Origin of the sequence: Leifsonia shinshuensis (genome assembly GCF_022606355.1) — a bacterium.
In the GTDB taxonomy this organism is placed as follows: Bacteria; Actinomycetota; Actinomycetes; order Actinomycetales; family Microbacteriaceae; genus Leifsonia; species Leifsonia shinshuensis_B.
The window spans coordinates 78,919-91,728 of the sequence record NZ_JAHHZQ010000006.1; the positions used below are offsets into that span (position 1 = coordinate 78,919).

The 12,810-nt window shown below is 70.7% G+C and carries 11 protein-coding genes; 8 read left to right on the forward strand and 3 right to left on the reverse strand.

The window, feature by feature from the left end; genetic code table 11:
- Nucleotides 1–6: 6 nt before the first annotated feature.
- The 6 genes from KNO15_RS21715 to KNO15_RS21740 all read left to right on the forward strand — a co-directional run bounded on the left by KNO15_RS21715 (nt 7) and on the right by KNO15_RS21740 (nt 7,664).
- Nucleotides 7–987 carry a carbohydrate ABC transporter permease gene (locus KNO15_RS21715; RefSeq protein WP_241706039.1) on the forward strand — a complete coding sequence of 327 codons (981 nt, stop codon included), beginning with the start codon at nt 7–9 and terminating at the stop codon, nt 985–987.
- Complete coding sequence (locus KNO15_RS21720) at nt 987–1,877, forward strand: carbohydrate ABC transporter permease (protein WP_241706040.1); 891 nt, start codon at nt 987–989, stop codon at nt 1,875–1,877. The genes KNO15_RS21715 and KNO15_RS21720 overlap by 1 nt, the downstream gene beginning before the upstream one ends.
- Nucleotides 1,874–2,827 carry a carbohydrate kinase family protein gene (locus tag KNO15_RS21725; protein WP_241706041.1) on the forward strand — a complete coding sequence of 318 codons (954 nt, stop codon included), beginning with the start codon at nt 1,874–1,876 and terminating at the stop codon, nt 2,825–2,827. The genes KNO15_RS21720 and KNO15_RS21725 overlap by 4 nt, the downstream gene beginning before the upstream one ends.
- Before the next feature lie 125 nt (nt 2,828–2,952).
- Nucleotides 2,953–4,746, forward strand: coding sequence for a glycoside hydrolase family 3 protein (locus KNO15_RS21730; protein WP_241706042.1), 1,794 nt, complete (start codon nt 2,953–2,955; stop codon nt 4,744–4,746).
- Between the two features lie 180 nt (nt 4,747–4,926).
- A complete protein-coding gene (locus tag KNO15_RS21735; protein WP_241706043.1) occupies nt 4,927–5,379 on the forward strand; it encodes a DapH/DapD/GlmU-related protein in 453 nt (150 codons plus the stop codon).
- Nucleotides 5,380–5,543: 164 nt separating this feature from the next.
- Complete coding sequence (locus tag KNO15_RS21740) at nt 5,544–7,664, forward strand: acyl-CoA dehydrogenase family protein (RefSeq protein ID WP_241706044.1); 2,121 nt, start codon at nt 5,544–5,546, stop codon at nt 7,662–7,664.
- A gap of 468 nt (nt 7,665–8,132) precedes the next feature.
- Here the strand turns inward: KNO15_RS21740 and KNO15_RS21745 are convergent, their stop codons facing one another.
- Nucleotides 8,133–9,110, reverse strand: a complete 978-nt coding sequence (locus tag KNO15_RS21745; RefSeq protein ID WP_241706045.1) for a malate dehydrogenase — start codon at nt 9,108–9,110, stop codon at nt 8,133–8,135.
- Nucleotides 9,111–9,338: 228 nt separating this feature from the next.
- Here KNO15_RS21745 and pip point away from each other — a divergent pair, with 228 nt between their 5' ends.
- A complete protein-coding gene (pip, locus tag KNO15_RS21750; protein ID WP_241706046.1) occupies nt 9,339–10,298 on the forward strand; it encodes a prolyl aminopeptidase in 960 nt (319 codons plus the stop codon).
- Complete coding sequence (locus KNO15_RS21755) at nt 10,295–11,461, forward strand: amidohydrolase (protein WP_241706047.1); 1,167 nt, start codon at nt 10,295–10,297, stop codon at nt 11,459–11,461. The genes pip and KNO15_RS21755 overlap by 4 nt, the downstream gene beginning before the upstream one ends.
- Nucleotides 11,462–11,558: 97 nt before the next feature.
- Here the strand turns inward: KNO15_RS21755 and KNO15_RS21760 are convergent, their stop codons facing one another.
- Together KNO15_RS21760 and KNO15_RS21765 are read right to left on the reverse strand one after the other, a co-directional pair.
- Complete coding sequence (locus tag KNO15_RS21760) at nt 11,559–11,981, reverse strand: adenylyltransferase/cytidyltransferase family protein (protein WP_241706048.1); 423 nt, start codon at nt 11,979–11,981, stop codon at nt 11,559–11,561.
- Between the two features lie 89 nt (nt 11,982–12,070).
- Nucleotides 12,071–12,670, reverse strand: coding sequence for an arsenate reductase/protein-tyrosine-phosphatase family protein (locus KNO15_RS21765; RefSeq protein WP_241706049.1), 600 nt, complete (start codon nt 12,668–12,670; stop codon nt 12,071–12,073).
- Nucleotides 12,671–12,810 lie beyond the last annotated feature (140 nt).

A 12,810-nucleotide genomic window follows, 5' to 3' on the forward strand; every position in this document is an offset into this window, starting at 1 on the left:
GCAGCCATGGCCGACCTGACCGTGTCGAGACCGACGCCGCCGGCGCAGAAGGCGACGCCGCCGTCGCAGCCGGCGGCGGCCCGGGGCGAGCGCAGCCGGCGCTACCGCCGCAAGCAGGGCGTGACCGCCGCGCTCACCGGCTGGGGCTTCGTCGCCCCGGCGACCGTGATCATCCTGGGGCTGTCGATCTTCCCCGCGCTGTGGGCGTTCGTGCTGTCGTTCCAGAGCTGGGACGGCTTCAGCCAGGCGACCTGGGTGGGCGGCCAGAACTACGCCGACCTGATGAGCGACGCCGACTTCGGCAACGCGGTGCTCAACACCGTGGGCTTCACACTGCTGTTCGTGCCGGCCTCCGTGCTGCTCGGGCTGTTCCTGGCCGTCGCGCTGAACCGCCGGATCCGCTGGATGGGCTTCTACCGCACGGCGATCTTCGTGCCGTTCGTCGCCTCCGCGGCCTCCACCGGCATCCTGTCGACCTACCTGTTCAGCCCGCAGTTCGGACTCGTCAACAATGTGCTCCGCGTGCTCGGTCTCCCGCAGCAGGGCTGGCTCGACGACCCGCACCAGGCCATGATCGTCATCGCCATCATGTCACTCTGGGGCGCCGCGGCGTTCACCACCGTGATCTACCTGGCCGCGCTGCAGGATGTGCCGGCCGACCTGATCGAGGCCGCCCGCATCGACGGAGCGAACCGCTGGCAGACGTTCTGGCGCATCGTCTGGCCGCAGCTCGCCCCGGTGACGGTTTTCGTCACGATCTGGCAGACGATCGAGGCCATCCAGCTCTTCGACCTCGTCTACACCACCACCAAGGGAGGCCCGCTCAACTCCACGGAGACGATCGTGTACTTCCTCTACGACAAGGCGTTCCACGCTCTGCAGTTCGGGTACGGCTCCGCGGCCGCGTACGTGCTGTTCGCGGTCACGCTGCTCACCACGATCGGCGTCGTGCTCTACTCGCGGCGCCGGGGATCGGAGGCGATCTGATGGTCAGCGTCCTCGACCAGGTCTCGTCGGCGACCGAGCGCGTCGCCGCGCAGACCGGCAACGGCCGCAGCAGGCGAAGGGTCCGCCTCAGCGGCTGGCACTTCGTGCTGTTCCCGATCGCGATCCTGTTCCTGGTGCCCTTCCTGCAGATGACGCTCGCGTCGTTCTCTCCCGCCAAGGAGCTGGTGGCTTTCCCGCCGCCGTTCATCCCGTCGCACTTCACGCTCGACGGCTACGCCAAGCTGTTCGGCACGACGGACATCATGCTCTGGCTCGGCAACACCGTCATCGTGTCGGGCACCGCGATCGTGTCCAACCTGATCCTCTGCTCGCTGGCCGGCTACGGCTTCGCCCGGCTGAAGTTCGCGGGGCGCAACTTCGGCTTCCTGATGATCCTCGCCACGATCATGATCCCGACCCAGCTGCTGATGATCCCGACGTACATCCTGTTCGCCAATCTCGGCCTCCTGAACGGCCTGGGCGCGGCGATCGTGCCGTGGCTGGCGACGGCGTTCGGCATCTTCCTGATGCGGCAGTTCTTCCTCTCGCTGCCGGCCGAGCTGGAGGAGGCCGGCGCGATCGACGGCTGCAACCGCTGGCAGATCTTCTTCCGGATCGTCCTGCCACTGGCCCGGCCGGCGCTCGCGACGCTCGCGATCTTCACGCTGCTCGGCGCCTGGAACGACCTCGTCTGGCCGCTCATCGCGATCAACAATCAGCAGGCGTTCACCCTGCAGCTGGGCATCGCCAACTTCCAGGGCATGCACCAGACCGACTGGAGCCTCATCATGGCGGGCAACGTCGTGGCGACCCTGCCGCTCATCCTGTTCTTCCTGTTCGCGCAGCGGCACTTCATCGCGACGATGACCTTCTCTGGGCTCAAGGGATGAGCGCGGCCGGTGGCGTCGACGTGCTCGTGGTCGGCGACGCCAATCCCGACCTCCTGCTCACCGGTGACACGGTGCCGCGGTTCGGCCAGGCCGAGCAGCTGCTCGACACGGCCGACCTGCTGCTGGGCGGCAGCGCGTCGATCGTCGCGTGCGGGCTCGCCCGGCTCGGTGCGCGCACGGCACTCGCCGCGGTCGTCGGCGACGACCGTTTCGGGTCGTTCGTGCTCGACGAGCTGCGCACGGCCGGCGTCGACGTCTCTGCGGTGTCCGTCGACGACGCCGTGCCGACCGGTCTCTCCGTCGTGCTCTCCGAGCCGCACGACCGCGCCATCCTCACCCTGCCCGGCACCATCCCGAGCCTGACGGCCGCGGCGGTGCGGGAGGCCGTCGAGCGACTGCGGCCCGGTCACGTGCACGTCGCGTCGTACTTCCTGCAGCCGGAGCTCGCGGCAGCCCTGCCCGAGCTTCTCGAGTGGTTGGCGTCGCGGGGGATCACGGCCAGCCTCGACACGAACTGGGACCCGTCCGAGCGCTGGAGCGGCCTGGAGGCGGTGCTGCGGCGCGTCGCGGTGTTCCTCCCCAACCGGGAGGAGGCGTTGGCGATCGCCGCCGCCGTCACCGGTGCGGTTCCGCACGGGCTGGAGGAGGCCGCGAGCGTGCTCTCGACGCTCGGCTGCCGCGTCGTCGTGAAGGCGGGCGCCGAGGGCGGCATCGCCTTCGACGGCGGAGCGCGTGTCGCCGCGGCCGGCGGGCTGAAAGTGGAGGTCGTCGACACCACCGGCGCGGGCGACAGCTTCGACGCCGGCTACCTCGCGGCGCTCTCGGCCGGCATCGCCGACGAGCAGGAGCGCCTGCGCTGGGCCGCGACCGCCGGCTCGCTCTCGGTGCGCGGCCGCGGCGGAACCGCCGCCCAGGCCACCCGCCTCGACCTGCTCGCGCCCGTCTCGTAGCGCTCTCCCGTCGCTCCATCCTCCCTTCGGGGTCTTCGGCGTGCCCGGTGGGGGACTCACGGCGAAAACCAAGTAACGGTCGGTTTAGGATGTGGGGGTTACCCGTGACGCCCATTGGAGTGCGAATGACCGACACCGACCAGACCACCAGCCCCGAGCCGACCGCGGAGGTCGACTTCCGCTTCCGCGACCCCGGCCTCCCCATCGAGGAGCGCGTCGAGAACCTGCTCGCGCAGATGACGCTCGAGGAGAAGGCCGGCCTCTTCTTCCAGACGATGATGACGATCGGAGAAGGCGGAACAGTCGCCGGCCCTGACCCCGCCTTCGGCATCGCCGACAGCACCGAGATGATCCGCGACCGGCACCTGACGCACTTCAACGTGTTCGGCGCCGCGAGCACGGCCGCCGAGATGGCGGAGTGGCACAACCGGGTGCAGGAGGTCGCGGCCGGCACGCGACTCGGCATCCCGGTGACCTTCTCCACCGACCCGCGGCACTCCTTCAGCGACAACCCGCTCGCCGCGATGATGGCCGGCCCGTTCTCGCAGTGGCCGGAGACCATGGGGCTCGCGGCGATCGGCGACGAGGAGCTCGTGGAGCGCTTCGCCGACATCGCACGCCAGGAGTACACGGCCGTCGGCATCCGCGTCGCCCTGCACCCGCAGATCGACCTCGCCACGGAGCCGCGCTGGGCGCGGCAGGCCGCCACCTTCGGTGAAGACCCCGACCTGACCTCCCGGCTCGGAGCGGCGTACATCCGCGGCTTCCAGGGCCCGGAGCTCGGACCGGACTCCGTCGCCACCATGACCAAGCACTTCCCGGGCGGAGGGCCGCAGAAGGACGGCGAGGACCCACACTTCCCGTACGGCCGCGAGCAGGTCTACCCCGGCGGCCGGTTCGAGACGCACCTCAAGCCGTTCGAGGCCGCCTTCGACGCGGGCACCAGCCAGATCATGCCGTACTACGGCATGCCGGTCGGCACCGAGTACGAGGAGGTCGGCTTCGGTTTCAACAAGTCGGTCATCACCGGTCTGCTGCGCGAGCGCTACGGCTTCGAAGGCATCGTCTGCACCGACTGGGGGCTGATCAGCGACGGCGAGATCGGCGGGCAGCCGTTCCCCGCCCGCGCCTGGGGCGTCGAGCACCTGTCTCCGCGGGAGCGGATGCGCAAGATCCTCGACGCCGGGGCCGACCAGTTCGGCGGCGAATCCATCCCCGACCTGCTCATCGACCTGGTGCGCAGCGGTGAGGTCTCGGAGTCGCGACTCGACGTGTCTGCGCGTCGCCTGCTGCGCGAGAAGTTCCGTCTCGGCCTGTTCGACGCGCCGACGGTCGACCCGGCCCGTGCAGCCGCGATCGTCGGCAACGCCGAGTTCGTGGCGGCGGGCGAGGCCGCCCAGCGCGCCTCCGTCACGCTGCTGAAGAACGACGCCGTCCTGCCGCTCGCCCGCGGCGCCAAGGTGCTCGTGCGCGGCTTCGACCCCGAGCTCGTCGCGGGCTACGCGACCGTCGTCGACACCGCCGAGGAGGCCGACGTCGCGCTGGTGCGCCTCCACGCCCCGTACGAGCAGCGCGCGACGATGTTCGAGAACTTCTTCCACGCCGGCTCGCTCGACTTCTCGCAGGAGACGGTGGACGAGGTGCTCGCCATCGCGCGCGCCGTGCCGACGGTCGTGCAGGTGTTCCTCGACCGTCCGGCCATCCTGACGCCGATCGCGGGGGAGGTGGCCGCGATCTCCGCCGACTACGGCGCGAACCCCGTCGCGCTGCTCGACGTGCTGTTCGGCGAGGCCGCGCCGCAGGGCAGACTGCCGATGGACCTCCCGTCGTCGATGGAGGCCGTGCGCGCGAACCGCCCGGACGTGCCGTTCGACACCGCCGACCCGCTGTACCGGTTCGGCCACGGGCTGAGCTACTAGCCGGCACGGGCGCGCGCCTGCGCGCGCCGGCGTTCAGCAGGTTCCGAGCCTTCACCCTGGTCGCCCCGCGGTTGCGGGCGTACAGTGCCCGTTCCGTGGGGCGACCAGGGAATCTTTCCCCGGCCTCCACGGTTATGTCAGGTGACATAATTTCGCGACGATCTCGAAGGAGGGGATGAAATGGCACGGAGGATCGAGGAACTCGAGGACGAGACCGGCGCAGTCATCAAGTACAGAAGGCACGCGAACGGCCGAGGCCTCGTCTCGCCGTCGGCGCGCGTCGCCGAGTCGGCCCACATCGAGCCCAGCGCCTACGTGGAGGCCGACGCCCGGATCGGGCTCGACGCCTACATCGGTGCGGGCAGCTGGATCGACAGCGGCGCGACGGTCGGCGACCGCACGTTCGTGGGCGCCAACGTCCACATCGGCAAGAACTGCATCGTCGGCAGCGGAGTGCGCATCGGCAGCAACGTCAAGATCGGCGAGAACGCGATGATCGGCAACGGCGCGCGCGTCGACCGTGACGAGCAGGTGCCGGCCGGCGCCGTCATCGAGCTGCGCGGTACCGCGGCGGCGCGTGCGGCGCTCGCCGCCCCGCCGCGCAGTGCCCGACTGACCCGTCGAGCAGCCTGACCGTTGTCGACATCCGCTGATCAGGTGGATGCCGATTTGGAGCTTCCCACAAACGGCCCGCGGACCCCGCGGGCCGTTTTTGTAGCCGCGGCACCGACGGTTTCCGCTCGCGGCCCCGCAGTCGTAGCGTGGCGGGCATCGTAGAGAGATCGAAGAGGAAACTCATGGTTGACACTGCCGAGCGCGCCACCGCCCAGCCCCGCACCTCCTCCGTCGCGGACTCCGCCGCCTCCGAAGCGGCCGCCGCCGCCGCGGCCACCGCACCTGCTGGAGCCGCACCCCACGTCGATGTGGAGGCGCTGGGCCGTCAGCTGCTGGGCCGCTGGGCCGAGGCGCGGCTCGCCTCCCGCGAGCTGTCGGCGCGTCCCGAGCTGCAGAAGGTGGAGGGGCTGTCGGTCGCCGACCACCGCTCGCGCGTGTTCGAGCAGCTGAAACTGCTGGTCGAGAACGGCCAGGTGCACCGCGCCTTCCCGAAGTCGGTCGGCGGCGCCGACGACCACGGCGGCAACATCGCGGCGTTCGAAGAGCTCGTCGCGGCCGACCCGTCCCTCCAGATCAAGTCGGGCGTGCAGTGGGGGCTCTTCGGCGCCGCCGTGCTGCACCTCGGCACCCAGCACCACCACGAGACCTACCTGCCGGCGATCATGTCGCTCGACGTTCCCGGCGCGTTCGCCATGACCGAGACCGGGCACGGCTCGGACGTCGCCGCCGTCGCGACCACCGCGACCTACGACCCCGAGACGCAGGAGTTCGTCATCGACACCCCGTTCCGGGGAGCGTGGAAGGACTACCTCGGCAACGCCGCCGTCGATGCGACCGCCGCCGTCGTGTTCGCCCAGCTCGTCACGCAGGGCGTCAACCACGGTGTGCACGCGTTCTACGTGCCGATCCGCGACGCGAACGGCGACTTCCTCCCCGGTATCGGCGGAGAGGACGACGGCCAGAAGGGCGGACTCAACGGCATCGACAACGGGAGGCTGCACTTCACGGGCGTGCGCATCCCGCGCACCGACCTCCTGAACCGCTACGGCGATGTCGCGGAGGACGGCACGTACACCTCGCCGATCGCCAGCCCGGGCCGCCGCTTCTTCACCATGCTCGGCACGCTCGTGCAGGGCCGCGTCTCGCTCGACGGGTCCGCGACCATCGCGTCGAAGATCGGTCTGAAGATCGCGATCACCTACGCCGACCAGCGCCGCCAGTTCACCGCCGGCAGCGACACCGATGAGGAGGTCATCCTCGACTACCAGCGCCACCAGCGCCGGCTGCTGCCGCTGCTCGCCACCACCTATGCGGCCGGGTTCGCGCACGAGGTGTTCCTGAGCAAGTTCGACGACGTGTTCAGCGGCAAAGCCGACACCGACGCCGACCGGCAAGACCTGGAGACCATCGCGGCCGCACTCAAGCCGCTGAGCACCTGGCACGCGCTCGACACGCTGCAGGAGGCCCGCGAGGCCTGTGGAGGCTCCGGCTTCCTCACGGAGAACCGGATCACCTCCCTGCGGCAGGACCTCGACATCTGGGTCACCTTCGAGGGCGACAACAACGTCCTCCTGCAGCTGGTCGCCAAGCGCCTGCTGACCGACTTCAGCCGCAAGTTCGCCAAGGCGGACGCCGGCGCCTTGGCCCGGTACGTCGTCGTGCAGGCGGCGGGCAAGGCCTACCACGGCACCGGGCTGCGCAGCGTCGGCCAGACCGTCCGCGACTTCGGTTCGACGGCGCGATCGGTCAACTGGCTGCAGGAGTCCGCGACGCAGCGCGAGCTGCTCACGGACCGGGTGGAGACGATGATCTCGGAGATCGGCGGACGGCTCCGCCCGGCCTCCAAGCTCGGCAAGAAGGCCGCGGCCGACCTGTTCAACTCGCAGCAGAACGAGTTGATCGAGGCGGCGCGCGCGCACGGCGAGTTGCTGCAGTGGGAGGCGTTCACCGAGGCGCTGGAGCAGGCTCCCGACGCGGGCACCAAGCAGGTTCTGACCTGGCTGCGCGACCTGTTCGGCTTCGGCCTGATCGAGAAGCACCTGGCCTGGTACCTGATCCACGGCCGGCTGTCGCCGCAGCGCGCCCAGGCGGTCTCGGCGTACATCGACCGGCTGCTGACGCGCCTGCGCCCGCACGCCGTCGACCTCGTCGACGCGTTCGGCTACGGTCCGGAGCTCGTGCGCGCGAAGATCGCGAGCGGCGCGGAGGCCGAGCGTCAGGCCGAGGCTCGCGCCTACTACGCCGAGCGCCGCGCCGACGGCACCCTGCCGACCCCCGAGAAGTCGCCTTCGAAGCACCGCTGACGCGGTCGCGGTCGCTGGCGCGGTCGGGGCCGTTGTCGCGGTGGCGGTCGCTGTCGACATTCGTCACGAATCCCGCCACCTCCACCGACGCACCGCGACATTCGTGACGAATGTCGTGATTCGTGCCACGAATCTCGCGATTCGTGACGAATCTCGGCGCCTGCGTGCCAGGTGCGGTGCCTGCAAGGGCGGTGCGCGTGAAGACATTCGTGACGAATGTCGTGATTCGTGCCACGAATGTCGCGATTCGTGACGAATCTCGGCGCCCCGCGCGCGAGGTGCGGTGCCTGCGTCGGCGGTGGACGGCGAGAGATTCGTGACGAATGCCGTGATTCGTGCCACGAATGTCGCGATTCGTGACGAATGTCGATGCCCCACCCGCGAGGTGCGGTGCCCGTTTGGGCGCGCACGTCGGCACATTCGTGACGAATCGCACCCGGGGGCGGGTTGCCGCGTTGGGTGGCGGCGCTACAGGAGGCCGAGGGCGCGGACGGCCTCGCGCTCGGCGACCAGCTCGGCGACGGACGCGTCGATGCGCTCGCGCGAGAAGGTGTCGATGTCGAGGCCCGGCACGATCTCCCAGCGGCCGTCGACGGAGCGCACCGGGAACGACGAGATGAGCCCGGTCGGCACGCCGTAGGAGCCGTCGGAGACCACGGCCGCGGAGGTCCAGTGCCCGCCGGTGCCGTGCACCCAGTCGTGCAGGTGGTCGATGGCGGCGCTCGCGGCGGAGGCCGCCGAAGACGAGCCGCGCACCGCGATGATCTCGGCGCCCCGGTTCGCCACGCGCGGGATGTACTCGTCGGCCAGCCAGCCCTCGTCGACGAGCTCGGTCGCCGGACGGCCGTTCACTGTGGCGTGGCTGAGGTCGGGGTACTGGCTCGCCGAGTGGTTGCCCCACACGATCACGCCGTCGATCGCCGAGACGGGCACCCCGAGTTTCGCGGCGAGCTGCGCGACCGCGCGGTTGTGGTCGAGCCGCGTCATCGCGGTGAACCGCTCGGCCGGGATGTCGGGGGCGTGCGCGCTCGCGATCAGCGCGTTGGTGTTGGCCGGGTTGCCGACGACGAGCACGCGGACATCGTCCGCCGCGCCCGCGTTCAGCGCGGCGCCCTGCGGCCCGAAGATGCCGCCGTTCGCCTCGAGGAGGTCGGCGCGCTCCATCCCTGCGCTGCGCGGGCGGGCGCCGACGAGCAGCGCGGCACTCACGCCGTCGAAGGCGGAGCGGGCGTCCTCCGTGACGTCGACGGAGTGCAGGAGCGGGAAGGCGCCGTCCTGCAGTTCGAGGGCGGTGCCCTCGGCGGCGGCGCGCCCTGCCGCGATCTCCAGCAGCCGGAGCCGCACGGGCACCTCTCCGAACAGCTGCCCGGAGGCGATGCGGAAGAGGAGGGCGTAGCCGATCTGTCCACCGGCGCCGGTGACGGCGACGGTCACGGGGGTGGTCATGCTGTGAGCCTAGCGCGTCGGCAACGGAGGAGTCCCGGCGTCGGGGGCGGCGGAATGGCGGGGAACGGAGGAGATGCGGCGGCTGCCGGCAGGGATCTCCTCCGTTCCCGACCGTGCCCGCCGGGCCGCGGGCGGTGAGCGGGGACCGATATCCTCCGCGACCGGCGATTTCGGTGCGGCCCGGCCCGGATCTCCTCCGTTGCCCGTGTGCACCGCTACAGTCGCACCATGCGCAGCCTCTACCCCGAGATCGAGCCGTACGACAGCGGGATGCTGGACGTCGGCGACGGCCAGCAGGTGTACTGGGAGGCCAGCGGCGACCCCGACGGCAAGCCGGTCGTGTTCCTGCACGGCGGCCCCGGAGGAGGCACGACGCCCTCCCACCGCCGGCTGTTCGACCCGGAGCGGTACCGGATCGTCCTGTTCGACCAGCGCAACTGCGGCAAGAGCCTCCCGCATGCCAGCGACCCCGACGCCGACCTCTCCGCCAACACCACCTGGAACCTCGTCGCCGACATGGAGAAGCTGCGCGAGCACCTCGACATCGAGCGCTGGCAGGTGTTCGGCGGGTCCTGGGGGAGCGCCCTGGCGCTCGCGTACGCCGAGACGCACCCGGAGCGGGTGTCGGAGCTGATCGTGCGCGGCATCTTCACCCTTCGACCGGCGGAACTCGACTGGTTCTACGAAGGCGGTGCTGCCGCCCTGTTCCCCGATCTGTGGGAGGGCTTCCTCGAGCCGGTCGCCGAGGAGGACCGCGGCCACCTGATCCGCGCGTACAGCCGGCTGCTCGCCGACGAGGACCCGGCCGTCCACGGACCGGCCGCCGTGGCCTGGTCGCGCTGGGAGTCGTCCACGATCACGCTGCTGCCGCGACCGGAGGTCGTCGAGACCTTCACCGAGGAGAAGTACGCCGTCGCCTTCGCGCGCATCGAGAACCACTACTTCATGAACGGAGGCTGGTTCGAGGAGGACCAGCTGATCCGTGACGCGCACCGGCTGGAGGACATCCCCGGCGTCATCGTGCAGGGCCGCTACGACGTCTGCACGCCGGCGATGACCGCGTGGGACCTGCACAGGGCGTGGCCGCAGGCCGACCTGAAGATCATCGCGGACGCCGGCCACGCTTACGACGAGCCCGGCATCCTCGACGCCCTCATCGAGGCGACGGACCGGTTCGCCGACCGATGACGCTGCTCCGCGACGTCCGGCCGTGGGGCGGCGACCGCTCCGACCTCCTGATCGAGGACGGCGTCATCGCCGCGGTCGAGCCGCACCGGCCCGACCGGGCGGCGACCGCGGACGACGTCATCGACGGGCGCGGCCTGCTCGCGCTGCCGGGGCTCGTCAACGCGCACGCCCACCTCGACAAGAGCTGGTGGGGGATGCCGTGGGTGTCCTATGGCGGCACGGCGACGACACAGGGGCGCATCGAGCACGAGCGCGCCCACCGCGACGGGCTCGGCCTCCCGAGCCTGACCAGCACCGTCGCCCTGCTGCGCGCACTGGTCGCGCAGGGCACGACCGCGTTCCGCACGCACATCGACGTCGACCTCGGTGTCGGGCTGCGCGGGATCTCCGTGGTCAGGGAGGCCGTCGCCGCCGTCGGGCTGCCGGTGGGGCTGGAGGTCGTGGCGTTCCCGCAAGACGGCGTGCTGCGCCGGCCCGGGGTGCTGGAGCTGCTGGATGCCGCGGCGGCGGAGGGCGCGGACCACGTCGGCGGACTCGATCCGGCCTCCATCGACCGCGACCCGGTCGGGCAGCTCGACGCCCTGTTCGAGATCGCCGACCGGCGCGGCGTCGGCATCGACATCCACCTGCACGACGGCGGAGAACTCGGCGCGTTCGAGTACGAGCTGATCATCGAGCGCACCAGGGCCCTCGGGCTGTCCGGGCGGGTGAACGTCGCGCACGGCTTCGCGCTCGGCGAGCTGCCCGAGGCCAGGCAGGCGGCGCTGGTCGACGCGCTGCGGGAGGCCGGGGTGTCGATCACGACGGTCGCCCCGATCAATGCGCCCCGGCTGCCGCTGGCGCTGCTGCGCGCGGCAGGCGTTCCTGTCGGGCTCGGTACGGACGGCATCCGCGACCTGTGGGGACCGTACGGCGACGGTGACCTGCTGCGGCTGGCCACCCGGCTCGCTCAGCTCGCGGGCGCGCGACGCGACGAGGAACTGATCGACGCCGTGCGCGTGGCCACGAGCGACGCCGCAGGCTTCGTGGGCAGGCCGGTGCACGACCTCGTGGTCGGCGCCCCCGCCGACGTGGTGCTCGTGGACGCGCAGAACGTCCCCGAGGCGCTGGTCGCCGCGCCCCCGCGCGAGCTCGTGCTCGTCGGAGGTGTGCGCGCCCTCTGACCGCGCCGCGACATTCGTGACGAATGTCGACATTCGTGTCACGAATCACGACATTCGTGACGAATGTGCGCGAGCAGTGGCGCGAGAGCGCGGCGGATCAGCCGGCGAGGGCGGCGAGGGCCTGGCGGAGCTGGGTGGAGCTCGTCGTCATCGTGTACGGGAAGTAGACCACCTCGACGCCGACCGCGGCGAACTCGCGCTCCAGGCGCATCCCCTTCTCGGTGCCACGCCAGTCGTCGCCCTTGAAGAACACGTCGAACTGCAGCTTCCGCCACATCTGGAGCTTGTCGGGCACGGTCTCGGCGACCGCCTCGTCCACGTAGCCGATGCTCCGGACGATCTCGATACGCTCCGCGAGCGGGATGACGGGGTCGATGCCTTTGGTGAGTCGGAGCATCTCGTCGGAGACGACGCCCGCGATCAGGTAGTCGCACTCGTTCTTGGCGTGCTTGAGGATGTTGAGGTGTCCGATGTGGAACAGGTCGAACGCCCCTGCGGCGTAGCCGACGCGCACGGTCACAGGCGGCCTCCTTCGGGTGAGGTATTCTCACCTATTCTGTCGAATTAGTGAGGATTTGTCATCCACCAATTCGACGGGAGGCCCCGTCGTCAGTCGACCGTGGCGCGAAGTGCGGTCGCGATCACCTCTGTCGCCGCCGCGATCTGCGCGAATGCCGCCTCGTACGCGGCGTCGCCCTCGCCGTAGGGATCGAGCACATCGCCCTCCGCATAACCGCGGCGTGTGGCGCGGTCGCGGCTGACGACGGCGGGCGACGGGCGGTGGGCCGCTGCCCACGCGACGAGCTCGGCGGGCGAGGACGCTGCGGCGTCCGCGCGAGCGACCGCGTCCGCGAACTCGGTGAGGGTGAAGGCGCGCCGCACGGTCGCCGGCGCGTGCTCGACGACCCACTCCCGGTGCTCCCGGGTGGCGGTGAGGATGAGGCCAGCTGCCCCGAGGAGAGCCACCGTCGCCTGCCGCGCTGCGAACCCGGACACGTCGACGCCGCGCGCCTCGAGCAGGCGATCCATCGGCGGGTTGACCGGCCAGCCCGTCATCGCGTGCGTCCCGGCCGACGAGACGGCGAACCGAGGCCGGTCGCCTTCGCCCTGGACCGCGAGCTCGTGCGCGAGCAGGAGGTCCATGGCCGGGGAGCGGCAGATGTTGCCCGTGCAGATCGTCACGATGGCGAAGGGGGTCGGAGGCCGCATGCTGCCATTCTCGCGGATGGTCGCTACCACCCGAATTGGGGGGTGGGAACGGTCTGGCTGGGATTGTTGCCAACACGTAAAATGAACTGACGTGTGTGCGCTCTCAGCCACGGTCTGATAAGTTTTCCAACAAATCTCAC

What these genes read in the sequence shown, in the direction of transcription:
- pip (WP_241706046.1), top strand. Translation starts at nt 9,339, where the DNA reads ATGCGCAGCCTCTACCCCGAGATCGAGCCGTACGACAGCGGGATGCTG.
- KNO15_RS21745 (WP_241706045.1), bottom strand. Translation starts at nt 9,110, where the DNA reads ATGACCACCCCCGTGACCGTCGCCGTCACCGGCGCCGGTGGACAGATC.
- KNO15_RS21735 (WP_241706043.1), top strand. Translation starts at nt 4,927, where the DNA reads ATGGCACGGAGGATCGAGGAACTCGAGGACGAGACCGGCGCAGTCATC.
- KNO15_RS21740 (WP_241706044.1), top strand. Translation starts at nt 5,544, where the DNA reads ATGGTTGACACTGCCGAGCGCGCCACCGCCCAGCCCCGCACCTCCTCC.
- KNO15_RS21755 (WP_241706047.1), top strand. Translation starts at nt 10,295, where the DNA reads ATGACGCTGCTCCGCGACGTCCGGCCGTGGGGCGGCGACCGCTCCGAC.
- KNO15_RS21725 (WP_241706041.1), top strand. Translation starts at nt 1,874, where the DNA reads ATGAGCGCGGCCGGTGGCGTCGACGTGCTCGTGGTCGGCGACGCCAAT.
- KNO15_RS21720 (WP_241706040.1), top strand. Translation starts at nt 987, where the DNA reads ATGGTCAGCGTCCTCGACCAGGTCTCGTCGGCGACCGAGCGCGTCGCC.
- KNO15_RS21765 (WP_241706049.1), bottom strand. Translation starts at nt 12,670, where the DNA reads ATGCGGCCTCCGACCCCCTTCGCCATCGTGACGATCTGCACGGGCAAC.
- KNO15_RS21715 (WP_241706039.1), top strand. Translation starts at nt 7, where the DNA reads ATGGCCGACCTGACCGTGTCGAGACCGACGCCGCCGGCGCAGAAGGCG.
- KNO15_RS21730 (WP_241706042.1), top strand. Translation starts at nt 2,953, where the DNA reads ATGACCGACACCGACCAGACCACCAGCCCCGAGCCGACCGCGGAGGTC.